At 64.9% G+C, this 25,088-nt stretch carries 16 protein-coding genes; 4 read left to right on the top strand and 12 right to left on the bottom strand.

The window, feature by feature from the left end; all coding sequences use genetic code 11:
- Positions 1-8: 8 nt before the first annotated feature.
- From AC5QPF_RS13870 to AC5QPF_RS13880, 3 genes are all read right to left on the bottom strand, one after another.
- Entirely contained in the window at positions 9-818 is an 810-nt protein-coding gene (locus AC5QPF_RS13870) for a class II aldolase/adducin family protein (protein ID WP_494963766.1), read from the bottom strand.
- 416 nt (positions 819-1,234) lie between these two features.
- Complete coding sequence (locus AC5QPF_RS13875; RefSeq protein WP_494963767.1) at positions 1,235-3,187, bottom strand: ATP-binding protein; 1,953 nt, start codon at positions 3,185-3,187, stop codon at positions 1,235-1,237.
- Entirely contained in the window at positions 3,097-3,786 is a 690-nt protein-coding gene (locus AC5QPF_RS13880; protein WP_494963768.1) for a response regulator, read from the bottom strand. The genes AC5QPF_RS13875 and AC5QPF_RS13880 overlap by 91 nt, the downstream gene beginning before the upstream one ends.
- 221 nt (positions 3,787-4,007) lie before the next feature.
- Between AC5QPF_RS13880 and AC5QPF_RS13885 the strand changes: the two genes are divergently transcribed.
- From AC5QPF_RS13885 to AC5QPF_RS13895, 3 genes are all read left to right on the top strand, one after another.
- On the top strand, positions 4,008-10,058 hold the full coding sequence (locus AC5QPF_RS13885; protein WP_494963769.1) for a YDG domain-containing protein: 6,051 nt from the start codon (positions 4,008-4,010) through the stop codon (positions 10,056-10,058).
- 3 nt (positions 10,059-10,061) lie between these two features.
- Complete coding sequence (locus tag AC5QPF_RS13890; protein WP_494963770.1) at positions 10,062-11,714, top strand: ShlB/FhaC/HecB family hemolysin secretion/activation protein; 1,653 nt, start codon at positions 10,062-10,064, stop codon at positions 11,712-11,714.
- Between the two features lie 274 nt (positions 11,715-11,988).
- Complete coding sequence (locus AC5QPF_RS13895) at positions 11,989-13,164, top strand: ShlB/FhaC/HecB family hemolysin secretion/activation protein (protein WP_494963771.1); 1,176 nt, start codon at positions 11,989-11,991, stop codon at positions 13,162-13,164.
- Between the two features lie 4 nt (positions 13,165-13,168).
- Here the strand turns inward: AC5QPF_RS13895 and AC5QPF_RS13900 are convergent, their stop codons facing one another.
- The 6 genes from AC5QPF_RS13900 to AC5QPF_RS13925 form a co-directional block, all read right to left on the bottom strand.
- Positions 13,169-14,890, bottom strand: coding sequence for a hypothetical protein (locus AC5QPF_RS13900; RefSeq protein WP_494963772.1), 1,722 nt, complete (start codon positions 14,888-14,890; stop codon positions 13,169-13,171).
- 106 nt (positions 14,891-14,996) lie between these two features.
- On the bottom strand, positions 14,997-15,884 hold the full coding sequence (locus tag AC5QPF_RS13905) for a hypothetical protein (RefSeq protein ID WP_494963773.1): 888 nt from the start codon (positions 15,882-15,884) through the stop codon (positions 14,997-14,999).
- Between the two features lie 154 nt (positions 15,885-16,038).
- Positions 16,039-17,382, bottom strand: coding sequence for an NtaA/DmoA family FMN-dependent monooxygenase (locus AC5QPF_RS13910; RefSeq protein ID WP_494963774.1), 1,344 nt, complete (start codon positions 17,380-17,382; stop codon positions 16,039-16,041).
- Positions 17,383-17,413: 31 nt separating this feature from the next.
- Positions 17,414-18,106: a redoxin domain-containing protein gene (locus tag AC5QPF_RS13915; RefSeq protein WP_494963775.1), complete on the bottom strand. Its 693-nt coding sequence runs from the start codon at positions 18,104-18,106 to the stop codon at positions 17,414-17,416.
- Positions 18,099-18,479: a 4Fe-4S dicluster domain-containing protein gene (locus tag AC5QPF_RS13920; RefSeq protein ID WP_494963776.1), complete on the bottom strand. Its 381-nt coding sequence runs from the start codon at positions 18,477-18,479 to the stop codon at positions 18,099-18,101. The genes AC5QPF_RS13915 and AC5QPF_RS13920 overlap by 8 nt, the downstream gene beginning before the upstream one ends.
- Positions 18,476-20,065, bottom strand: coding sequence for an FAD-dependent oxidoreductase (locus AC5QPF_RS13925; RefSeq protein ID WP_494963777.1), 1,590 nt, complete (start codon positions 20,063-20,065; stop codon positions 18,476-18,478). Before AC5QPF_RS13925 ends, AC5QPF_RS13920 begins: the two co-directional genes overlap by 4 nt.
- Before the next feature lie 282 nt (positions 20,066-20,347).
- Between AC5QPF_RS13925 and AC5QPF_RS13930 the strand changes: the two genes are divergently transcribed.
- Complete coding sequence (locus tag AC5QPF_RS13930; protein WP_494963778.1) at positions 20,348-21,454, top strand: HNH endonuclease; 1,107 nt, start codon at positions 20,348-20,350, stop codon at positions 21,452-21,454.
- Here AC5QPF_RS13930 and AC5QPF_RS13935 read toward each other — a convergent pair.
- The 3 genes from AC5QPF_RS13935 to AC5QPF_RS13945 form a co-directional block, all read right to left on the bottom strand.
- Positions 21,427-22,380, bottom strand: a complete 954-nt coding sequence (locus AC5QPF_RS13935; protein ID WP_494963779.1) for a LysR substrate-binding domain-containing protein — start codon at positions 22,378-22,380, stop codon at positions 21,427-21,429. The genes AC5QPF_RS13930 and AC5QPF_RS13935 overlap by 28 nt on opposite strands.
- Positions 22,381-22,564: 184 nt before the next feature.
- Positions 22,565-23,920 (bottom strand): FAD-dependent oxidoreductase, encoded by a 1,356-nt coding sequence (locus AC5QPF_RS13940; RefSeq protein ID WP_494963780.1) that lies wholly within the window; start codon positions 23,918-23,920, stop codon positions 22,565-22,567.
- A gap of 12 nt (positions 23,921-23,932) precedes the next feature.
- The gene (locus AC5QPF_RS13945; RefSeq protein WP_494963781.1) at positions 23,933-24,988 is read right to left on the bottom strand and encodes a Rieske 2Fe-2S domain-containing protein; all 1,056 of its coding nucleotides are present in this window, start codon (positions 24,986-24,988) and stop codon (positions 23,933-23,935) included.
- Positions 24,989-25,088 lie beyond the last annotated feature (100 nt).

The raw sequence follows: 25,088 nt of genomic DNA on the forward strand, positions 1-25,088 counted from the left end.
CGGGCTCCTCAGTCCAGCAGGTCGGGTTGTTGCTGGACGATGCGATCCCACAGCGGCAGGAAGTTCAGCCAGCCGAACAGCTCGCGCTGGGCCGGGTTGAAGCTGTCCTCGCCCAGCTTGGGGATGCGCGGCTGGCCGGCGGCGTAGGCGAGCAGGTGGGCGCGGGCGGTGTCGTCGGCGAGGATGAAGCGCCAGGCGGCGCTCTCCACCGTCTGCCCTGTGGTCCACAGGCCGTGGTTCTGCCAGACCAGCAGGTTATTGTCGGCGAAGGTCTCGACGAAGGCCTGGGCCACGGCGTCGCGGTCCTGCAGCAAGCCGCCCTCGGCATTACGCAGGGCGTGGCGGTCGAACAGCACCTGCTCGCCGACGAAGGCCGAGGACTCGGCGGTGATCGGTTGGAACAACTGGCCCAGGGACGACCACACGCGGCCATGGAAGCCGTGCAGGTGGGCGATGCCGACCACCTCCGGGCGGGCCCGCTGCAGTTCGTAGTGCAGTTCCAGGGCGCTGGTGTTGAGCAGGCCATCGCCTTCCACCACTTGGCCCTGGCCGTCGACCCGCAGCAGGTCGCGGGTGCGGATCTGCGAGAAGGGCACGCCCAGCGGGTTGATCCAGTAATGGTCGGTTTCGATCGGGTCGCGGGCGGTGAAGTGCCCGGCCAGGCCGACTTCGAAGCCCAGTTCGGCGAACAGGCGATAGGACGCGGCGAGGCGTTGCTTGCGATGCAGGCGCTCGTTGTGGAGGTCTTCGCGAACGGGTGGGGTGCTGAGTTGCAGGCGATGGTTGTGGTTCGGCAGGCTGGCGATGCTATGGCTCATCACGGGTACTCGCAGGTGGGGCTGTAATGGGTCCTCCACCGTGCGAGGGGTCGGGTCTGGAGGGACTGTAGCAAGGGGGGAGGGAAGGGAAGAAATACCGTTTCGATCTATTTTTATTATTATTTTTCAGAATAAAAAATCTTCTGATTATTTAAGTATTGCATTTTTATGGTTGGCCTCATCGCGGGCAACGCCCACTCCCACAATGTCCACGGCGACACCGAACCCTGTGGGAGCGGGCTTGCCAGCGATGAGGCCCCAACCAACACCATGAACAGACAAGGCCGGACTCCGATCCGGGGCTGCGTTCGAACTACCAGCGCGACATCGACGAGAACCGCCTGATCATCAGCTACACCCTGCCGCTGCGCTGAGGGTGCCCGGCAATACCCTTCATGTACGAGGATGACCGCCGATCATTGGTGGTGGGGCCGGCCAAGGCTTTGGCCGGCCTGGCTTTTTTTGCCCCCGGCCAACAGCGGTGCGCCGTGGATGACGGCGATCAATCGGGTTTCCCCCGGCCGCGACTGGATACGCAACTGCCCGCCCATGCGCTCGATGCGCAGGCGCATGCTGCTCATGCCGACCCCGGTGCCTGCCGCCAGCACCTTGTCGACATCGAAGCCGCGGCCATTGTCGCGAACCTCCAGGCCCAGGCCGTTCTGCGCTTCAGCCCGCACCTCGATATCCAGGCGGGAGGCGCCGGCGTGCTTGAGCACGTTGGTCAGGGCTTCTTCGAGAAAACGCGTGAGGGCCAGCAACTGTGCCGGCGTGAACGTGCCCGGCCAGTGCTCCGGCAGGTGCCATTGCGAGGCTATGCCGAGGTCGTCGAACAGATCGATGAAGCGTCGCCGCGACGCTGCCAGCCACTCTTGCGGCGATTGCCAGGCGGGCACGGCGGAGGAACCGTCGATGGCGTCGCGCAGGTCGCTGCGCAGGGTCTTGAGCACGGAGAGGAACTGGCCGTCGTTCAAGCCTTCGCCGTGCTCCATGCGGGTGATCGAGCGCATCAGCGAGCTGCCCAGGCCGTCGTGCAGGTCGTGGGTCAGGCGCAGGCGCTCGTTGAGGCGGATGTTGTCGGCTTCCAGGCTGTGTTCGCGCTGCAGGGTACGGGTCAGTTCCGCTCGGGTGCTGTCCACGGTGGCTTGCAGTTCATCGTTGAAACGCTCGATGCGCAGCAGGCTGCTGGAAAAGCGCGTCGCCAGGACCAGGAACATCAGGATCGACATGAGCGGGGCGGACAAGAGGGCGTAGACCCCCTGGATGCCCAGCACCCCGGTAAGGGTCAGGAACTCGAAGATGGACAGCCCGGCGATACCCAGCCCCAGCAGGACCTGGTAGCGATCGCGGATCCGCACGGCGCGCCACAGCAGTTGCAGGCAGGCCACGAACAAGGCCAGGCGCAGGGAAAACGCCGACACTACCTGCAACGACGACAGGTAGCGGTCGGGCACCAGCATGATGGTCAGGCACAGCAGCAGGGCAACGCTCCACAGCAGTTGCTCGAAACGCTTGAAGCGCATGCCGCCGAATGACCAGATGAACATGCAGAACGCCGGGGAGTACAGGGCGAACGCCACCAGGCTGAGGCGATCCCAGATTTCGCCATGGCTGAATGGCCAGGATGATGTCACCAGCATGTTGAGGATGCCGACCGACCAGAGCAGCGAGGCCAGGGCGAACCAGCCGAAGGTGCGTTCCTGGCGGCGGAACAGCCAGAACGTCAGGAACAGCACCCCCAGCACCACGGAAATCAGCAGGCTGACGAAAATCAGGTCGCGCTGTACCAGCAGTTGGCGACGGTACTCCGGCCAGACCTGCGCGTGGTTGCCCAGGCGTACCGTGCCCAGCCCGGGTGCTGCATGTTCGGAGCCCACCAGGCGAATCCACAGGGTATGCCGCTGCTGTTCGCCAGACAGCGGCAGCAGCCAGTAGCGCGGCAGGTTCCAGCCGCGGGACAAGGGCTCCACCAGGCTTTCGTCACGCCATAGCAGGCGCTCGTCGAGCCAGACCTCGGCGGCCATGGCCATGCGGTCGATGTTCAATGCCAGCGGCTCGCCCGGGCAGTCGGCCTGCCAGTCCAGCCGGTACCACACCGCGCCCTGGAAGCCGGGCCAGTGCCGCTGCCACAGGTCCGGCAGGCTCACCGGCTGCCAGCCGTCGAGCGGGCGCGCGCCGTCGCCGTTGCGCTCGGGGGCGACGAGGACGCGGCTGATGCTGGTCTGGCAGCTCGCCTGCGCCAGGCTCGCAAGCCACGGCAGCAGGACCAGCAGCAGGCTCAGGACAACAAGCCGCGCTGCCGGGCCTCGTTGACCGCGCGGGTACGCGAGGACACGGCCAGCTTGCGGTAGATCCGTTTGATATGGCATTCGACGGTATAGCGGGAAATGGTCAACTGTTCGGCGATTTCCCGGTTGCTCAAACCACGGGAAACCCATTCGAGAATCTCGCTCTCGCGGACGCTGAGGGCTTCGCTGTCGCCGCTGTCGGCGGGCTTGTGCAGCGGTTCGCTGGGCAGCAGGGTGAGGATGCGCCGGGCGATGAACGGGTCGATCGGCGCGCCGCCACGCAGCACGCTGCGGATCGACAGGCTGACCTCCAGGTCGTCGCGCTCCTTGAGCAGGTAGCCGGTGGCGCCGGCGCGCAGTGCACCGAGGATCGCCTCTTCGGTGCTCCAGGCGGAAATCACCAGGATCCACAGCGCCGGCTCCTGCGCGCGCAACTCGCGGATCAGCTCGATGCCATTGCCATCGGGCAGGCCGAGGTCGACCAGGACCATCGCCACCGGCTGCTGGCTGACATGGACACGGGCCTCGGTCAGGTTCACCGCAAAGTTCACCGCTTCGTCGGCATAGCCGATTTCGCCCAGCACCCGCGCCAGCCGTTGGCGCATCAGGGCGTCATCCTCGACCACCAGGACGGGTGCGGGCAGCAGGCTGTCATCGGGAGGCGGGCGGGTGGTCGACATGGGCGGCAGGCATTCCGTGGCAGTGAATGGAAGATGCGCGAGTTTGACATGCCATAGTGGCCTTCGACCATCACCAGAATCAGGTATAGCCCTGCGGCGCGCCGGGGTGAAATTACCTAGTTTCAGTGATAGCCAGTGGCCAATACCTTCACGTCCAATAGCGTTTTGCCAGGCCGGCTGGTCCGCACGTGCCTGCGTCTCGATTGCTGAAGGGAGCCCCCATGAACCGCACCTATGCCCTCGTCTGGAACCCAAGCCTCGGCGCCTGGAGCGTTGCCGATGAACATGCCCGTCGACGGAGCAAGGGCGCTGGCGCAGTGCTGGCGGCGATCCTGCTGCTGCCGGCACTGGCCAGTGCTGCCGATCTGCCGACCGGCGGCCAGGTGACGGCGGGGCAGGGGAAGATCGGCTTGCCGGCGAACAACCAGATGGTCATCGACCAGGCCAGCGACAAGCTCGCCATCGACTGGCAGAGCTTTGATATCGCTGCCGGCAACAAGGTCACCTTCAATCAGCCTGGCCGCGATTCTGTTGCGCTGAACCGGGTTCTGGGCGCCGATGGCTCGAAGATCATGGGCCAGCTCGATGCCAATGGCCGGGTGTTCATCGTCAACCCCAACGGCGTGCTGTTCGGCAAGGACGCCCAGGTCAATGTCGGCGGCCTGGTGGCCTCGACCCTGGACATCAGCAACCGCGACTTCGAGGCCGGCAACTACGCGTTCAAGGGCAACGGCAAGAACGCTGCGGTGGTCAACAACGGCAAGATCAGCGCCACCGATGGCGGCAGCGTCGCCCTGCTCGGCGGCACGGTCAGCAACAACGGGGTGATCGTCGCCAACCAGGGCAGCGTGGCCCTGGCGGCGGGCAACGCCGTGACCCTGGACTTCGCCGGCGACGGCCTGCTCAACGTGCAGGTGGACGAGGCGGTGGTCGATGCACTGGTGGAAAACCACCAGCTGATCAAGGCCGATGGCGGCCAGGTACTGCTCACCGCCAATGCCGGTGACGCGCTGATCAACACCGTGGTCAACAACACCGGCACCATCGAAGCGCAGACGGTTGGCGAGAAGAACGGCAAGATCGTCCTGCTTGGCAGCTTCGATGGCGGCAGCGTACAGGTGGCCGGCACCCTCGACGCCAGTGCGGCGAGCGGCGGCAACGGCGGTTTTGTCGAAACCTCGGGTGCTCACGTCAAGGTGGCGAACAGCGCCAAGGTCACTACCCAGGCACAGAATGGCAAGACCGGTACCTGGCTGATCGATCCGACCGACTTCACCGTCAGCGCGGGCGGTACAGCCAAGACTGACAGTGGCATGGGCGCCGACACGCTCTCCAGCAACCTGGCGACCACCGACGTCACCCTGCAAACCGTCGCCACCAATACCGGCGCCGAACCGGGCGATATCCACGTCAACGCCGCCGTGACCTGGAATGCGGGCACCACGCTCACCCTCAGCGCCCATAACAACATCAATATCAACGCCGCCATTACTGCCCGGCACGCCAATGGCAAAGTCGCGCTGAAGTACGGCCAGGCCAGCATCAGTGGTGGCACGGCGGACTACAACCTCAAGGCGCCGATCAATCTGCAAAGCGGGCTGAACTTCAGCACGCAGAAAGGCCTAGCCGGCAACACGTTCACCTACAACGTGGTCAACGATGCCCAGGCGCTGCAAGCCATGAACGACAACCGACACGGCAACTACGCCGTGGGTAGCTATATCGACCTGGGCAGCATCAGTAACTGGGTGCCGGTGGGGACCTGGAATGAAGCGTTCGTTGGCCGACTGGTCGGGCTGGGTCATACCCTCTCCAACCTCACCATCGACCGTAGCGGGACCGACAATGTCGGTCTGGTCGGTTACGCCGACAGCGGCAGCGTGATCCGCGATATTGGCCTGGTCGGTGGTAGCGTCACAGGCAGGAACACAGTTGGTGGGCTGATCGGAGTCAACCAGGCAGTAGTCAGCAACGTCTTTAGCACTGCCACAGTCAATGGCCAGGCGGGCGTCGGAGGGCTGGTCGGGATCAACGACGGCCCCATCACCAACGCCTATGCCGCTGGCAGCGTCACGGGTCAAAATTCCGTCGGAGGGCTGGTCGGGGTCAACAGGGGCATCATCAACAACGTCTATGCCGCTGGCAACGTCACGGGCCAGGTAGAGGTCGGCGGGCTGGTCGGAAGCAACGAAATGATCGTCAAATACGTCTATGCCAGCGGCCTCGTCCAGTCGGGAGATGTCTTCTTCGGTGGTCTGGTCGGAAGCAACACCGTCTTCGGCTTGGTAGCCGAGTCCTACTGGGACAGCGACAGCACTGGCAGCGCCAAACCCAACTTTTCCGACTTCTTCAATAGCGTAAACGTGAGCGCCGTCACCTCCAGCAACCGCTACAACCACAGCAGCTATGGCAACCTCGGCACCTGGAGCCTCGTCGCCGGCACTGGCAACGTCTACACCACAGGTGCGAATGGCTGGATCATGATCGAGGGCCAGACGCGCCCCTTCCTCGCCAGCGAATACAGCACCAGCGTCGGCAACGACCACCAGTTGCAATTGATGGCCTACAACCTCGGTGCCAGCTACACCCTGGCACGCGATATCGATGCCAGCGCTACCGCGGGCAGCAATGCCAGCGGCATGTGGAGCACGGCAGGCTTCGTTTCGGTGGGCGACACCGGCAACCGTTTCACCGGGCAATTGGACGGCGGCAGCCATGCCGTGACGGGGCTCACCATCAACCGCACGGGCACCGACTCCGTCGGCCTGTTTGGCTACACCAACGTCGGGAGTGTGATTCGCAATATCGGTCTGGTGGGCGCCACTGTCGTGGGCAATAACGACGTCGGCGGCCTGGTTGGCAGAAGTTACAGCGCCCTCAGTAATGTCTATGTCACGGGCAGCGTGACGGGCAATAGCAACGTCGGCGGTTTGGTGGGTAGCAGTGGCGGGCTGATCAATAGTGCTTATGCCGCTGTCGCGGTGAACGGCAACTCCAGTGTTGGCGGCCTGGCTGGCTACAGCGAGCAAAACGTAATCAACACCTATGCCTCCGGCAACGTGACAGGAGGCGCCTATGTTGGCGGTCTGATCGGCTTCAATGGCGCCCGGATCGATGACTCATTCGCAACCGGTAGCGTGAGTGGCACTGGTGCACTCGGTGGTCTGGCTGGACTGAACAATGGCGGCGGCGTCGTGGCGCGCAGCTTCTACGCCACCACCGACGCCAATGGCGCGGAAATCAACAACGGCGGCGCCAATACGGGATTATTCAGCGGCAACTCGCTCGGCACTGGAAAAAACCGGAATCAGCTGACCCAGGCTTCCACCTTCACTGGCTGGAGCATCGCCACTACCGGCGGTTCGAACGCTGCCTGGCGAATCTATGACGGCTATTCTGGCCCGCTGCTGCGCAGTCTTCTCAAGTCAGTGACTGTCACGGTCGACGATGTTACCGGCAAGACTTATGACGGCACGAGCGGCACGGTCGCAGGGGTAAGCCACAGCCTCTCCGACAGCAGTGCCAACCTGCAGGGCAGCGCCAGCTACTCCAGTGTTTCCACGCGCAATGCAGGCACTTATGGCCTGGGGCTGACCGGTTTGTATTCCGATCAGCAGGGCTATGACATCGAGGTTGTCGAGGGCAGCTATGTCATCGGCAAGGCCAGCATCAGTGCCGTGACCGGTATTACCGCGCAAAACCGCACTTATGACGGCACTACCGATGTCAGCCTCAACACTGGTAGCGCCGGCTTCACCGGTCGTTTCGGCAATGACGAGTTGAGCGTGACCTCGGCCAGCGGTGCCTTTGCCGACAAGAGCGCTGGTGACGGCAAGACCGTCGACATCGGCAATATCGTCCTGGGCGGCGCCGACGCCGGCAACTACACGCTGGCTGACAACACCGCCACCAGCAGCGCCGATATCGCCAAGGCCAGCATCAGTGGCGTGACCGGTATCACCGCGCAGAACCGCACTTATGACGGCACCACCGATGCCACTGTGAATACCGGCGCCGCCGCGTTCACTGGTCGTTTCGGCAATGACGAGTTGAGCGTGGCCTCGGCCAGCGGAGCCTTCGCCGACAAGAACGCTGGCGATGGCAAGACCGTCAACATCGGCAATATCGTCCTCGGCGGTGCCGATGCCGGTAACTACACCCTGGCTGACAGCACCGCCAGCACGACCGCCGATATCGCCAAGGCCAGCATCAGTGGCGTAACCGGCATCACCGCGCAGAACCGCACCTACGACGGCACCACCGATGCTGGACTGAACACCGGCGCTGCCGCGTTCACCGGTCGTTTCGGCAATGACGAGTTGAGCGTGAGCTCGGCCAGTGGCACCTTTGCCGACAAGAACGCCGGTAACGGCAAGACGGTCGATATCACCGGAATCGTCCTGGGCGGCGCCGACGCCGACAACTACACGCTGGCTGACAGCACCGCCACCAGCAGCGCCGATATTGCCAAGGCCAGCATCAGTGGCGTGACCGGCATCACCGCGCAGGACCGCACTTATGACGGCACCGCCGATACCACGTTGAACACCGGCGCCGCCGCGTTCACCGGTCGTTTCGGCAACGACGAACTGAGCGTGGCCTCGGCCAGCGGTGCCTTTACCGACAAGAACGCCGGCGACGGCAAGACCGTCAACATCGACAATATCGTCCTCGGCGGTGCCGATGCCGGTAACTACACCCTGGCTGACAGCACCGCCAGCACGACCGCCGATATCGCCAAGGCCAGCATCAGTGGCGTGACCGGCATCACCGCGCAGAACCGCACCTACGACGGCACCACCGCTGCAGGGCTGAACACCGGCGCTGCCGCGTTCACCGGTCGCTTCGGCAACGACGAGCTGAGCGTGGCCTCGGCCAGCGGTGCCTTTACCGACAAGAACGCTGGCGACGGCAAGACCGTCGACATCGGCAATATCGTCCTGGGCGGCGCCGACGCCGGCAACTACACGCTGGCTGACAACACCGCCACCAGCAGCGCCGATATCGCCAAGGCCAGTATCAGTGGCGTGACCGGCATCACCGCACAGAACCGTACTTATGACGGCACCGCCGGTACCACGTTGAACACCAGCGCCGCCGGGTTCACCGGTCGTTTCGGCAACGACGAGTTGAGCGTGGCCTCGGCCAGCGGTGCCTTTACCGACAAGAACGCCGGCGACGGCAAGACCGTCAACATCGGCAATATCGTCCTCGGTGGTGCCGATGCCGGTAACTACAGCCTGGCTGACAGCACCGCCAGCACGACCGCCGATATCGCCAAGGCCAGCATCAGTGGCGTGACCGGAATCACCGCGCAGAACCGCACCTACAACGGCACCACCGATGTAGGACTGAACACCGGCGCTGCCGCGTTCACCGGTCGTTTCGGCAATGACGAGTTGAGCGTGAGCTCGGCCAGTGGCACCTTCGCCGACAAGAACGTCGGCAACGGCAAGGCGGTCGATATCACCGGAATCGTCCTGGGCGGCGCCGACGCCGGCAACTACACACTGGCTGACAACACCGCCACCAGCAGCGCCGATATCGCCAAGGCCAGCATCAGTGGCGTGACTGGCATCACCGCGCAGAACCGCACCTATGACGGCACCACCGATGCCAGCCTGGACACCAGTGGTGCTGGCTTCAGCGGCCGTTTCGGCAACGATGAACTTAGCGTGGCCTCGGCTAGCGGCACCTTCGCCGACAAGAATGCCGGCACCGCCAAATCGGTCGCCATTACCGGGATCACCCTCGGCGGTGCCGATGCCGGCAACTACGTTCTGGCCAGCGATACCAGCACCACCCAGGCCGATATCGCCAGGGCGGCACTGACCATCGCCGCGAATAACGCCAGCAAGATCGCCGGGCAGAGCATCGTCCTGAACGGCTACAGCACTCGCGGTCTGGTCGCCGGCGACAGCGTGTCGTCGGTCAGCCTCGCCAGCAGCGGCGAAGCGGCCAGTGCCGCCGCCGGCTCCCACGCCATCGTGGCCAGCGCCGCCACCGGTGCTGACGTGAGCAACTACACCATTCGGTACGAAGAGGGCATCTTGTTCGTGCTCCCCGCACTGAGCGAGCCGAGCCAGCCGGTGATGGCCCAGGACTACCTCGGCGTACTGGCCTCCAACGGCCAGATCGTATCGGGCCAGGCCACGCAACAGGCTAGCGAACCTCAGGGCCTGAGCCACGACCTGCTGATCACCAACCCCTCCGATGAGCGCCTGAACCTGCACGTCGTCAACCAAGGCATCCGCCTGCCAGAAGGAATCTGATTCATGCGTTTCGTTCGTTCTTTGATCGGCGGTGGCCTGTCCCTGCTGTCGCTGTCCGTGATGGCGGCCACCTTGCCGGACGCCGGCCAGTCGCAACAGAACATCGACCAGCTCCCGCTGCAACTGCCTGGCAAGCAGCGCCTGGAGTTGAACCTGCCCGATACGCCGTCGGCCGCAGCGACGGCCAACGGTCCCAGCCTGCAGGTCAACGGCTTCACCCTGGAAGGCAACGGCGTCATCGGCAGTAACGAACTGCTGCCCCTGCTTGGCGACCTGCAAGGCCGCACGGTATCCCTGGGCGAATTGCAGGCTGGCGCCAACCGCATCACCCGGCTGTACCGCGAGCGCGGCTACCCGCTGGCCCGAGCCTACGTTCCGGCGCAGGAGATCGACGGCGGCGTGGTGCGGATTGCCGTGATGGAAGGCCGCTTCGGCGAGGTCGGCCTGAACAACACCTCGCGGGTCTCGGATACGGCGCTGACGCCGCTCACGGCACTGAAGAGCGGCGACGCCGTGCGCTCGGCCGAGCTGGAACGCAGCCTGCTGTTGCTGTCCGATACGCCAGGAGTGGAGGTGAAATCCACGCTCAAGCCGGGTGCTTCGGTAGGTGCTACCGATCTGTTGGTCGATGTCACGCCGGGCCCGCTGCTGTCCGGTTCGGTGGATGCTGACAACTACGGCAACCGTTTCACCGGCGAATACCGCCTGGGCGGCACGCTCAACGTCAACAGCCCGCTGGGTTTGGGTGATCGCTTGACCCTGCGGGCCATGGGCTCGGACGAAGACCAGCAGTACGGGCGCATCGCCTACCAGTTGCCGATCGGCCCCTGGGCCACCCAGGTCGGTGTGGCCTATTCGGACATGGACTACCAGCTGGCCAAGGACTTCGACGACCTCAGGGCCCACGGCAATGCCCGGATCGGCAGCCTGTACGCGATCCAGCCGCTGGTGCGCAGCCGCGATTTTTCCCTCTACGCGCAAGTGCAGTTCGACGACAAGCGCCTGAAGGACGATATCGACCTGTTCGGCAGCAAGAGCGACAAGCGCGCGCGGGTGGTCATCGCCACCCTCAACGGCAACAGTCGCGACAACCTGCTCGGCGGTGGTGTGAACAGTTTCGCCCTGGCCTGGAGCCAGGGCAGCCTGAATATCGACGGCCAGTTGAACCAGGCCATCGACGACCTGACCGCTGGCACGCAAGGCCGCTTCCACAAGCTCAACCCCAGCGTGGTGCGCCTGCAACGCCTGACCGAGCGTTTCAGCCTGTATGGCCAACTGCAAGGCCAGTGGGCCGACGGCAACCTCGACAGTTCGGAAAAGATCAGCCTTGGTGGTGCCTACGGCGTGCGTGCCTATCCGCAGGGCGAGGCGTCTGGCGACCAGGGCTGGCTGGCCAACCTCGAATTGCGCTACGCCCTGACCGATGCCTGGCAGTTGAGTACCTTCGTCGACCACGGCGAAGTGCGCCTGAACAAGGACACCTGGAGCAATGGCGAAAACCACCGCAGCCTGTCGGCGGCGGGTATTGGCGCAAGCTGGGCCGCGTATGGCTGGCAGGTCAATGCGGTGGCCGCCTGGAAGCTGGGCAATGCTGACCCGCAGAGCGATGTCGACCGCAGCCCGCGGGTATGGGCGCAAGTGGTGAGGTTCTTCTAGGCTTTGTACGGAAAGTGCCTGCGCGACGATCAGGCTGCGTTGAAAACAGGCTCGGAATGCTCATTGACAACCAGTCAACTCCGCTTCCTCGCCTGTTTTCGCCTTGCCTGATCGCCGCTCGGCGACTTTTCGTACAAACCCTAAGCCGCAGGATCGGCCAGCGACAAAGGGCTTGTGTAGAAGTGGCACAAAGCCATATCTTGCCGGCTTCCGGGGTGAATGCAGGGACGCCGCCCGGGCCACGTCCTCCGACCATCATCCCGGTATTGCCTGTATGCGCCTGGCGTCCTGCCTGTTGTCCGCGTTCTGCCTGCTTCCTCTTGCCTGTCTGGCCAATGGCAACGGGGAGGGGTTGCTGCCGTTCCAGCAGATCCCCGACCTGCCGTCCGCCACCAGCCTGACCCAGGGCGACACCTCCTATGAGCCGCCGGATAACCTGGAGGCCATGCCGTTCTTCAGTGGTGGCGTGGCGCTGGACAACTTTGGCGGGCATGAAGACCAGGCGCGCCTGGCCACGGCGATCAACTTCCACGGCCTGCTGGCCTCGAACGATCTGCTCAGCCTGCGCAGCATGGGCTCGGCGGAGCAGGGGCATTACCACTGGGCGGCTTACCACCTGGATATCGGGCCCTGGTCGACGCGCGCGGGCGCCATGGTGTCGGATTTGTCCTATGAACTGGATGACGAACTGAAGATCCTTGAGGCCAAGGGCACGACCCGTACTGCCAGCGCCTTCATCATCCAGCCGCTGCTGCAAGGGCGGGGGTTCGGCCTCAAGGCCCGGTTGCAGTACGACGAAAAGCACCTGCAGGACGAAATCGGGCTGCTGGGCATGGACAGTGACAAGCGTTCCCGCGTGGTTGACTACAGCCTGACCGGCAGCGTGCGGGATGGGGTGCTCGAAGGAGCCGACAGCAGCCTGACCCTGAGCTGGAGCGAGGGCCATCTGGATATCGATGGTGCGCCCTGGTCATTGGTTGGCCAGTCGGATCCGGGACATTTCAGCGTGCTGCGGGTCAAGCTGGCGCGCCTGCAGCAACTGGGTGGGCGCCTGGCCCTGTATGTGCGGGCCATGGGCCAATGGAGCGATGACAATCTGGATGATTCGCAGCGGCTGTACATTGGTGGTGCCTTCGGTGCGCGCTCGACCTACCAGACGGCGGCCTTCGGTGACCGCGGCTGGCTGGCCAGCGCCGAGCTGCGCTACGCCCTGACCGATAACTGGCGCCTGGTTACCTTCGCCGACCACGGCGAGGCGCGCCTGAATGCACCGGCCCTGAGCATCGATACCGCGCCCCGTCGGCTGTCTGCCGCCGGCCTGGGCGCCGGCTGGTCGACCCAGGCGTGGAGCGTCAGTGCGTTGGCAGGCTGGAAGCTGGGTGAGCAACCGGCTGCGGCTGCCAGCGAACGCCAGCCACGCCTGTGGGCGCAGTTGGCGTATTTCTTCTGACGACTCAAGCTTTCTGGATATTCGCGCTCAACGAGATATAGCCGCCGTGGTCGGTACACAGGCTGATGCTGGGGCTGCCGAGGCAGATGCCGTCGAAGGAGGGCAGTGGCAGGCCACGGCTGCCGATATCCCGCAGTGCAATGTCCAGGTTGGCCGAGAACAGCGCCCAGACCACATCCAGGAGAAGCGCGGCGGCACCATCGAGTTCAGGGACGAAGAAGCTGACATCGCTGATGGTATCGGCATTTTGCTGGCTGAATTCGAAGCCGAGAATATCGCTGCTGCCGCTTGGATTGCTCAGGGAGAGGCTGGACAGCACGTTGCTGCGATTGATCGAGAAGGCCAGCAGCGGCTGCCAGCTGCCCTGGAACATGTAGTTGAAGGCAATGTTCACGGTAAAGGGGGCGCTCAGCACCGGCTCGTCCGCCGTCGCCGTGACGGCATCGGTGATGAGACTGCCGTAGTCGCTGACCTCGGCCGGCGTCAGGTACAGCGTCAGCGCCTGGCTGAATTTGTCTGCTGAATTGAAGATGAGGCCGACCATGTTGCCCAGGTTGCCATAGGTGGTCGGGTCGAGTTTGGACTGCAGGCTGGCGTAGATCGCCTTGCTCAGTTGATAGACCGCCCCGATGGTCAGGGTTGGCGCTTGCGCTATGTCGACGATGACTTGCAGCGGCAGGCCGCCGGGACTCTTGCTTTGGCCGAATGCGCACAGCTCGGGCCAGATCACGCTGTAGTAACTGGTGTTCAGCGTTTCGCTGTCGCTGTCGCTTTCCGGCGTCAGGTTCAGGGAGAAATCGCCATTCAGGTAGGCGGCCCAGAGCAAGGCATTGAGTTCGTAGGCGGCGACGTTGAGGCTGACGTCCAGGTCCGGGTCGATGGTCGGCAGGGGGATGCTGACCGGGCTGCCGGCATAGCTTGTGTCATTGAACTGAACGGCGCCGGTGATGCCCAGCACCATGCCGTTCTCCCCGGGGTAGGTCGGGCTGCAGGAGGGGGCGAACTGATAGATGATGCTGGAGGTGAGGTGGCCGCTGTTGGGAATATTGCCCAGCACGCCATTGAGGGTATCGCCCACCTTGCCAGCAAAGTCGACGGAGGCGATCTTCGAGTCGACGACGCCGTTGATCCTCCCCTGGATGCACTGGCCCAGGTCGCTGCCATTGATTTCGGAGGCCGAGGGAACCGCCACGTTGGCCACGCTGACACCGTTCTGCTGGGGGTTGTACACCGTGACTTTCCACTCCAGTGGCGAGGAGGGTGTACCGCCTTGGATGTAGAAGTTGAAGGAAAGATCGACATTGGTGATGTCGAAATCGAAAGCACCGCAATTCACCGAGTAGGAGCTCGGCATGGTGTTGCCCTCGGTAAAGGTGCTGCCTTGTTCGAACCACTCATCATAGTGCACATGCATGCCGCCCCCGAGCTGGACGCAGGGCATCAGGGTGAGCGGGGCGCTTGAGCTGGGGTGGAGGTTGGTGTAGCTGATGCTCGGCGTGGAGGCTACGTGGATATTGCTGATTTTGCCGCCCGACAGGGTGATCTGGTTGATGTCGATGCGTTGATCGGTGCTGGGAATGTTGACCGGGCTGGAGAGCACCGATTCGCTCGAAGCGGTGAAACCGTTGCCTATCAGCACAGGGGTGATGGTCTTGAACAGATTGTTGATGCCCTTGTTGGACAGGGCCAGTGTGACCGACTGCAAGGTGCTGGTGCTTTTACTCACGACTTAACTCCTTTCTGGACGTGTGAATGCCGGTGTTGCGGGTTGGCAAGTGCCTTGGTTGAACCCCCGCGGTGATCCTCGTGGCGGGGTGGCGAGCGCCTGGAGCTCAGCCCACGACGCTCGTTTCTATGGCCTGCACGATCACCACCTTGTGGCTTGCCGGCAGGGAAACCTGGGTGGCGACGGCGTCGTCGAGGTAGTCCACCAGCAGCGGTGGACGCTCGCCCAGAAAGGTCTTGGGCAGGAACAGCCCGGACGCCAGCTCCAGGTTGTCGAACTCGCCATACTCGCGAAACAGCACCGGCACGCGGTCTACGCCGTTGGCCAGCAGGCCCAGGGCACGATGATTGCCGTCGCGCAGCATGTAGCGGCCGCGGTGCTTGATGACCTGCAGCAGGGACAGCGTGGTGACGTTCACGAAGCCCACGGCGATGCCCACCTGTCCCTTGGCGGCCATGGCGTTGTTGAACGAACCGACGATCCGGAAGTTGGGGTTGCGCGAGGTCAGGATGAAACGCTGGTGGGTGCTGTCGAAGGCGGTGGAGAACTCGCTCGACGATTGCTCCATGGGCAGGGTGATGCGCGCCAGCGCATCGAGGTCGTCCGGCCGGGCGGCGCGGGCGCGCTCGGCGGCATGATCGAGAAACACGGCGGGCTGGATGCTGCACAGCTTGCGCAGGTTGGCCAGGCAGACCCGCCATCCCTCCTTGGTGAACTGCTCCATCACCGGATGCTGGTACAGGGCCGTGATGTAGTCCTGCAGCTCAGCGGGCGGCTCGGTGATGGCGTCGCTCTGGTCCACGCCGCTTTCACGCTCGGCCACCCGCGCCTGGGCTGCGTGGATCAGGCCGAGGCGGTCGGCCTCCGAAAGTGCACCGGGATCATGGCCGAGCATGCGCATGGCCGAGGATTCGTTCATCCAGCCAATCAGCGCCCTTGCCGGACGCATGACCTGCTGGATTCCGGGGGTTGCGCTTGCTGTGTCTGCTTGCATGAAGGAAGTCCAATGCGCCGTCGATACGACGATTGGACAGGACTTGATGGCGATTGGGTATCACTGAAACTGGGTAATCTGTGGCCGCTCGCCAGGGCGCAGGCAGGGCGCGTCAGTCAGGCCGGCGAAGCGCCAGGCTTCGCCGGCATCTCGTTCAGGCGGTCGCTCGGGCCAGGTCGCCTGTCGTTTGCACCTGGTAGCGATTGACCGGCACCTCCAGTCCCAGGTGATGCCTCAGGGTGCTGCCTTCGTAGTCCTCCCTGAACAGGCCTCGCGAGCGCAGGATCGGTAGCACCTCATCGGTAAACCGGGCAAATGCCGCCGGTGCGCCGACATGGATGTTGAAGCCATCCACCGCACCTTCGCGGAACCAGCGCTCGATCTCGTTGGCGACGGTTTCCGGCGAGCCGGCGAAACCGGTGAAGGGCCGGGCAAAGCGCAAGGCCGTCTCGCGCAGGGTCAGCCCCTGTTCCTTCGCCACCCGCTTGATCTTTTCCGCATGCCCGCGATAGCCATTGCTGCCCAGGTCTCCCAGTTCGGGGAATGGCGCGTCCAGCTCGTACTGGCCGAAATCGTGGTAGTTGAACGGCCGGCCCAGTTGCACCAGGGCTTTGTTCAGGTCCAGCTCGCCATGCCGCGCCTTGAGCAGGGCCTGCGCGTCGTCGTCGCTGTCGGCGATGATCGGCGAGATGCCGGGGAACACCAGCACCTGGTCAGGATCACGCCCGGCCGCGGCGGCGCGGCGCTTGATATCGGCGTAGTACTCGCGGGCGTCCTCGAAGTTGTCGACGCCGGCGAAGATGCCCTCGGCGATCTGCGCGGCCAGGCCACGGCCCGACTCCGACACGCCAGCCTGGAAGATCACCGGCTGGCCCTGCGCGGAGCGGGAGATGTTCAGCGGCCCGGTGACCGAGAAGAATTCGCCGCGATGGTCCAGACGGTGCTGCTTGCTCGGGTCGAGGAAACGCTTGCTGGCGCGGTCATGGGGAAAGGCGTCGTCCTCGTAGGAGTCCCACAGCCCCTGGACCACCGCTACATGCTCATGGGCGCGACGGTAGCGCTCGCCGTGGTCGATATGCTGCTCGCGGCCGAAGTTGCCAGCGGCACCCTCCAGCCCGGTGGTGACCACGTTCCAGCCGGCGCGGCCATGGCTGATCTGGTCCAGCGAGGCGAACTGGCGGGCGACGTTGAAGGGCTCGGTGTAGGAGGTGGTCAGGGTCGCCACCAGGCCGATCCTGTCCGTGGCCCCGGCGAGCGCCGAAAGCAGGGTCAGGGGTTCCAGGCGATTGAGGAAGTGCGGCGCCGAGTCCGGGGTGATGTAGGGGCTGTCGACGATGAAGACGAAGTCGAACTTCGCCGCCTCGGCCGCACGGGCCTGCTGCTTGTACCAGTCGATATCGATGCTGGCGTTGCCGGGGATCTGCGGGTCCAGCCATTCCTGCTGGTCGGTGCCGACGCCGGTAAGGATGGCGCCGAGGTGCAAGTGTCGTGTGCTCATGGTTCGCGTCCTGTCGGAAGAAATCGGGAAGTCAGGCCCAGGCATGCCGGACCAGCAGGCTGTCGGCATCCAGCGCCGCATCCACGGCGTCGATGATCGGCTGTGCCTCGCTGCGCACCAGCCAGTCCGGGCTGACCTGGGCGAAGTGCACGCGACGGTCGCGGCCGATCACCACCACCGTCGGTTGCGGCAGTTCCCAGGTTCCGGTGCCGGTGACTTCGCCGATGCTGCTGCCCTTGGCCAGCGCCGCCTGGCGCGAGGCTTCGTCGAAGCTGTAGAGCACGCCGAAGCGTCGGCCCAGGGCGTTGTCCGGGTCACTGGCGACCTGCAGGGTCAGTTGGTGCTTGTCCTTGATCTCCACCAGTCGCTCCGGCACCTGCGGGCTGACCGCCACCAACGGCACGCCACGCCGCTGCAGGGCCGGCTGCAGGTTGCGCTGGTAGTAAGGGAGGGCAATGTTGCACGCCGGACAACCGGCGAAACGGAAGAACACCAGCACGGCCGGGCCGTTACCCAGCAACTGGTCGAGGTCGAGGCTACCGCCTTCGACCTTGAGCAGGGTGAAGGGCTCGACGATATCGCCCGCCTTGATGAAACGCTGCGGATCGGCTTCATCCACCAGGCGCTGGCGCTGGTCGATGTTCACTTGCAGGGCCTCCGGGGCCCAGGTGCGCTGGCGCTCGGCGTGCAGTTCGGCGAGCAGTTGGTTGAGGGATTCACTCATGGCGGGGTCCTGTGACGGGGGAAGGGGTGGCCAGGTCGCGGGCGAGGGCGAAGATGCCCTCCATGCGCCAGTGCTGGTTGACATAGCGCGGGTCGTCGGCGAATTCGTCCCAGCCGGAATCGCGGCGGTACTGGCCGAGCAGGCCGCTGGCGAGAATCTGCACCGGGTCGGGGTGGGTCAGGCGTTCGCAGTCCGGGTGCACGTAGAGGGCATCGCTGGTGCAGTACAGTTCGCACATGAAGCAGGTCTGGCAAGCGGCCTGGTCGGCGATGCGCGGTTTGCCGTCTTCGCTGATGGCGAGGACGTTGCTCGGGCAGACCGTCACGCAGCGGGCGCACCCGCTGCAGCGTTCGCTGAAAATCAGTTCGATCATGCCGGGACCTCCGCGCGTACTGGATCGTGTCGAACCCAGGGCGTATCGAAACCGCCGCTACGCAGGTGGGCGTCGAAGCGTTGTGACTGGCCGGGCGCATCCTCGCGTTGGTGGATGCCGCGGCTTTCCTTGCGCGCCAGGGCGCTGCTGTAGCACCAACGGGCGCTGGCCAGCAGGGCGGCAGTCTCGCGCCAGCGCAGCAGGGCGGTCGGGTCGGCAACGCTGCGCTGGGTGCGCAGACGGTCCCAGTGGTTGTCGAGCGCATCCAGCGACCGCTGCAAACGGGCGCCAGTGCGGAACAGGTTCTTGTCGTAGGGGTGCAATTCGTCCTGCACGGCGCGGACCGTGTCGCGGTGATCGTGGCCGGGATTGCCGACGGGAAGTATTCCGTAACGTGCCACGCTACGTATCGCGGTATGAATGCTTGCCCGTGACAAGGCATGCCGTGCCGCGCCTGCACCGGCCCATTGGCCGCTGGACAGGGCCCAGGACGAATTCACCGCACCGCCACCGGAAATTGCCCCGGTCACCGCCTCGCGACTGGCTGCGTCGCCGGCAGTGAACAGGCCGGGCACGGTGGTCTGGCAGTCGTCATCGACCACCCGCAGGCCGCCGATGCCGCGAATGGTGCCTTCGCCATGCAGGGTGACCGGGAACCTGTCGCGGTAGGGATCGATGCCCTGGCGGTCGAAGGGCAGCATCAGGTTCGGCTGTACCTGGGGCAGGCGCACGCGGATATCGGCGGGGATGCGATCGAGGCGGCAGAACACCGGGCCTTGCAACAGGGCGCGGGCGAGGGCGTCGTTGAAGGCGGGACCCTGCGGGATCTCCAGTTCGCGCCCGGCGGCATCGAAGTAGCGGCCGAAGGTATAGACCATCGAGCGGGTCATGGTGCTGCCGGCCGGGGCGATGCAGTAGTAGCTGGAGAACTCCATGCCGGACAGCTCGGCGCCGGCCTCCACGCCCATCAGATAGCCATCGCCGGTGTTGGTCTGGCTGCCCAGCAGGCGTGAAGCGAAGCCGCAGCCGCCGGTGGCGAGGACCACCGCGCCGGCCCTGACTCTCCATTCGCGTCCGGCCTGTCGTTGCCAGCCCCGGGCGCCAGCGAGCTGGCCGGTCTCGGTCTGCAACAACTCCAGGGCCGGGCTCTGGTCGAGCAGGGTGACCTGGTGCTCAAGCGCCAGCTGGCGCATGGCGCGCAGGTACTCCGGGCCGCGCAGCGCTCGGTACTGCTTGCGACCCTGCTCGTCGCGGGGGAATCGATAGAGGCGGTCCAGTTGTGGCAAGGAGTGCCAGGTGGTGTCGAGGATGCGTGTCATCCAGCGGGCATCGCCGAGTTTCGCCGCGCTGGTTACGCGCTTGTCGATGGCGCTGGCGCGTTGCTCGGGCGGCACCCACCAGTGGCCGGGGCCGGCGGTGGCGGTCACGCCGCTGGTACCGCAGTAGCCTTTTTCGGCCAGCACGACCCTGGCGCCTTCGCGCGCTGCAGCCACCGCCGCCCAGGTGCCGGCCAGGCCGCCGCCGATCACCAGCACGTCGGCGTCCAGGTGGAGCGGGGCGGGGGCGTTGTGAAGCAGGGGAATCATGAAAGGACACACTCCTTGGCGAGGTCGTTGGGGGACGGCCTCCGCCGGGAGTGGGGTCGGGTCTTGCACAGACGATATGCCTTGATGGATGGGCTGGGAAAGGCTTTTTGGTTCTAAGCTAATTATGTGTTTTTTGTATTTATTTGATTTTTAAAATCAGTAATTTGTATTTAAAGCCGTTGTGGTTCCGGGGCGGAATCGCTGCTGTCTTTTTGATATCATTGCTCCCCACAAAGAGCCCCCCCTGCCGACAGGCGGCTGAGACAAGGGATGAAAGGTTAGATGGCGCTATTCGTACAAAAGCCGGTTTTCTGGAACACCAATGGCTACAAAGCACCCTCGGGCGGCTTCGCCACCACGGGCTACCCCAAGGAAAACGGTTACGGTCACGAAGAATGGAACAACTCGTCGCGCTTGCTGCTGCGTCGTGGCAACCAGCGCTACCGGGTGTTCCATACCGAAGGCTTCGCCACTGCGCCGCTGGCGGAGAATGCCGGGCAGACCTTCGTCTTCATGACCGCCACCCACAACGGCATCCAGCAACTGGTGGGCATTGCCGGCAACGCCGTCGGCCTGTTCGATGACGTCCTCAAGCCACAGCGCCAGGACATTGTCGACAAGCTGGCCCTGCAGGATCTGTGGGAGGAGGCCTGGGCCGTGACCAAGGTGCGGCGGATCCACGAGGACGACCGTCATCACTTCCTTCGCGGCTGGAAGCAGAACTTGCACCGCATCCCCAGCTGGATCTGCCCGGAAGAATACTTCTGGTGGTTCGACGAACCCGTGACCCTCGACCCCCGTACCCTGACCGGCAAACAGAAACTGCCGGACCAGCCCGGCATTCCCACCGAACTCGACCTGGCCCTGGTGGGGCGGATCATGGATGCCATTCCCGAAACGCAGCGTGGCGAGAAATGGGTACGGCTGATCGACGCCATCCACTGCGCGCCGACCGAGCCGGTAGTGGCCTCGGACCGCGATGCATTGCTGGAGGGCAACGAGCCGGTGGCCGATCTGCTGACCACCATCCTGACGCGCCGTGGCCGCGGCAAGTTCCGCGAAGACCTGCTGGGGATCTGGGGTGGTGCCTGTGCGGTGACCGGGCTGGCCTGCACGGAAGTGCTGCGTGCTTCGCACATCAAGCCCTGGGCCGCATCGAGTGCGGCGGAGCGCCTGGACAGCAGCAACGGTCTGCTGCTGGCGGCCAATCTGGATGTGCTGTTCTATCGTGGGCTGATCAGCTTCGACCAGAAGGGCGACATGTTGGTGTCGCGCTGGCTGGACGCCGGGCATCGCCAGGCGCTGGGGTTGCCGCAACCGCTACGGTTCATGCCGGGTGAGCTGGCGCAGTACCTGGGTTATCACGAACAGTACGTGTTCCAGCGCTGATCCTCTCGCCCCAGGCCGCGCGCCGCCTCCAGCACCACCCCGCGCAACCACCGCGACGCTTGCGAGCGGTGCTTCCTCGCATGCCACAGCTGGTAGTAACGCAGCGGCTGTACCTCTACTGGGAACGGTTCGATCCTTAGCGGCAGCAGTTCGCTGTAGTGCTTGGCGAACGAGCGCGTGGTGGTGAACAGCAGGTTGGACTTCACCAGCGCATAGGGCGCGATGCAGAAGTAGGGCAGGGTCGTGGTGACGCGCCGGGCAAGGCCGTTACCGGCCAGTTCGTCGCCGAGGGTGCCGTGGCCGCTGGCGTTGTGGGTCATCACCGCCAGATGGTCCGCAGCGTTGTAGGCCTCGCGGGTCAGGCCGCCCGGCGGGATCGGGTGTTCGTCGCGCAGCAGGCAGACCAGGTCGTCATCGCACAGTGGCTGCAGGTGCAGGTGTTCTGCCGGCGTGCGCCAGTTGCCGATCACCAGGTCCAGGTGGCCATCCTCAAGTCCCTTGGCGTAGCCGCCTTCCGCTTGCAGGTGGGTGAGTTCCAGGGTGGCGAACGGGGCCTGGGCGTTGATGCGCTCGACGATGGCCGGGACGAAGAACACGCTGAGGTAGTCCGGGGTGCTGATGCGGAAGGTCTGGCGGGTGGTGGCGGGGTCGAAGCGGTCGATGGGGTGGAGGATCTGCTCGATGCTGGCCAGGGCACGGGAGGCGGGTTCGATCAGGGACTGGCCGTGGGTGGTGAGGACCATGCCGCGACCACTGCGTACCAGCAGTTGATCGCCGGTCAGCTCGCGCAGGCGGCGCAGGGCGACGCTGACGGCCGGCTGGGTCTGGCCGAGCAGGTCGGCGGTGCGTGACACGCTGCACTCGGTAAGCAGGGTGTGCAGGGTGCGGATCAGCTGGGCGTCGCAGTTGGGGAGGTTGCTGGGCACAGGTGGACTCGGGCTTTGTTTTAGGTATCCGGGTCTGGTGTCGATGCCACTGGCCTTATCGCAGGCTCCCACAGGTTTTGCGGTGCACGCGGTCCTTGTGGGAGCTGGCGAAGCCTGCGATAAGGCCGGATGCCTCGACATCAATCGGCTCGATATGTATATGACTATATAGCGACACGCCCGGCTAGCGCCAATCCGGCAACCCTTTCAGCAATTCCGCCTTCTCCTGCACCGCCGCCCCCATCAGCACGAAGCCGAGCATCCGGCTGTCCGCGTCGTGGTACAGCGAGCGGACATTGGCGATGCCCTTGTCACACGGCGCCTCCAACCGCGTCGACCACAAGCCGCCCGTGTCCAGCGGCGAGGCCACCACGGTGGGCAGCACGCTGGTCTTGATGGTCACCGGCATCGCCGGATAGGCCACCGCCGTCGGCTGGCCGGCCAGGGTCTGCGCCAGTGCCCGTGCCTGCAACATGATCGGCGCCACATAGGGCAGCACCAGATCATGCACCTGCGCACAGTCGCCCAGGGCATAGATGTCCGGCGCACTGGTGCGCAGGTACGCATCGGTGACGATGCCGCCGCCTGTTTCGAGCCCGGCGGCGCGGGCCAGGGCGACCCGCGGTTCGAGGCCGATGGCGCAGAGCACGTAGTCCACCTCGACCGTCCGGGCGTCCGCCAGTTGCAGGCGATAGCCGTCCGCCTGCCGGTGCACCGCCACCGGCCCGTTGCCCAGCGCCAGGCGCACGCCGATGGCGCCCAGTGCCTGCGCCATCGCCTGGCCGGCTTCCTCTGGCAGCAGGCGGCTCAAGGGCCAGGTGGCGCGGTCGACCACGCACACCTCATGCCCGGCATGCCGCAGGTCGTTGGCGAACTCGCAGCCGATCAGTCCGGCGCCGAGGATGGCGATGCGGCTGGCCGTGCCGATCCGCCCGCGCCACAGGCGATAGTCCTCCAGGTCATTGACGGTGATGATCGCCTCCGCGCCATCGCCGTCCAGGGTCGCCCGCCGGGCATCCGCGCCCAGCGCCAGGACCAGGGCCGCGTAGGGCTGCGGCTGGCCGCCGATGTAGACCCGGTGCGCCTCGCTATCGATACGCTCGACCTCGCTCCAGGTCCTCACTTGCGCTTGCAACTGGGTCGCCATCTGCTCGGCGCTGGAAGTCACCAGTTGCTCGGGCAGGCGTCCGCTCTGGCAGGCGTTGGACAGCGCCGGCTTGGAGTAGAACTCGCCGCCGTCGCGGGTGACGATCAGGATCGGTGTCTCGCGATCGAGCTTGCGCAGCTCACGGGCCACGGTATAGCCGGCGAGACCTGAGCCAAGGATGACCACGGGGTCGGGCTGCGCCGAAGGCTGTTTTTCCGCGGCATCCAGGGGCAGGCGGACCATCTCGAAATCGGCCTTGCCCACGCCGCATTCCGGGCAGTACCAGTCCTCTGGCACATCCTCCCAGCGCGTGCCGGCGGCGATACCGTCCTCCGGCCGGCCCAGGGCTTCGTCGTAGAAGAAGCCGCATACCAGGCATTCCCACTTGTACATGACGTGCACTCCTCAGCTGGTAAAGGCCCGGCCCAGGCCCAGGGCGCTCAAGGCGCGGCGGTAGGCGGTGGAGGAACGGTCGGCGGGGATGTGGATTTCCAGGGACAGGTCCAGTGGCAGGTCTTCAGGACGGCACAGCTCGACGATGTCGCGGTCTTCCTCGAACACCTGCTGGTTGAAGGCGTAGACATCCGCCAGCGGCAGGTCCTGGTCGAAGTTGCGGGTGATGGCGCAGAACATGCGGGTCTTGCGTGCCGAGATCGGGCTGGCGGCGTTGAGAATCACCAGGCGTTCGCCCGGGGTGGGGAAATCGACGCTCAACCTTGCAGTGAAGGGCGCGAAGACATCGAAGGTGCGCGTCCACAGGAAGTCGTCCGGCGCGCGGTGCTGCAAGGCTTTGGGGAAGTTGCTCACGCTGCTGACGTACTCGGCGTGCACGCCATAGGGCGTGACCTCGGCCTTGTAGGTCGGTACCACCGGGTTGTCGCGTTCGGCGAAGGCCTCATGGTGGATCCAGGCGAAGTGGGCGACATCGATGAAGCCCTCGACCTGGCGTCCCGCCGAGGCGGCGATATCGATGGAAGGCGGCAGGATGCGCTGGAAATCGCTGTCGTGCCAGGTCGGCATCTCGGCGAAGGGCGCGCTGTCGCCGGCCATCAGCACCCAGATCAGGCCGTATTCCTCGCGGGCCTGGTACATCTGGATGCGATGGCGTTCGGTGAGGTTGGCGTTGGGTTCGGAGGGGATGCGCGTGCAACGGCCGTTGGTGCCGAAATGCAGGCCGTGGTAGGGGCAGATGAGGTTGTCGCCCTGCACCCAGCCCTTGCTCAGCGGCGCACCGCGGTGGCTGCAGATGTCGCGGGCGGCGTTGATGCGCTTGCCGGTGCGGTAGAGAACCACGGGTTCGTCGAGCAGGATGACGGCGTGGGGCTTGTCGGTCACCTCTGCCGAGAAGGCCACGGGGTGCCAGTGGCGGGTGAGGATCTCGCGGTCCTGCGGGGTGAAGGTGCTGGTCTTGGTGATGGGGTTCCAGGTGATGTCCTGGCACGCAATGGCGGGGCTGTTCATGTTGTTTTTCTCCTGGCATTGGCTGACACGGGAGCAACGCGGCTTTGCGGTCGCTTGCCTCGACCGTGTGAGCTTGCATTGCCCGGTCATGCTAGCGAGG

It is taken from the genome of Pseudomonas sp. Con_6, from assembly GCF_059379395.1.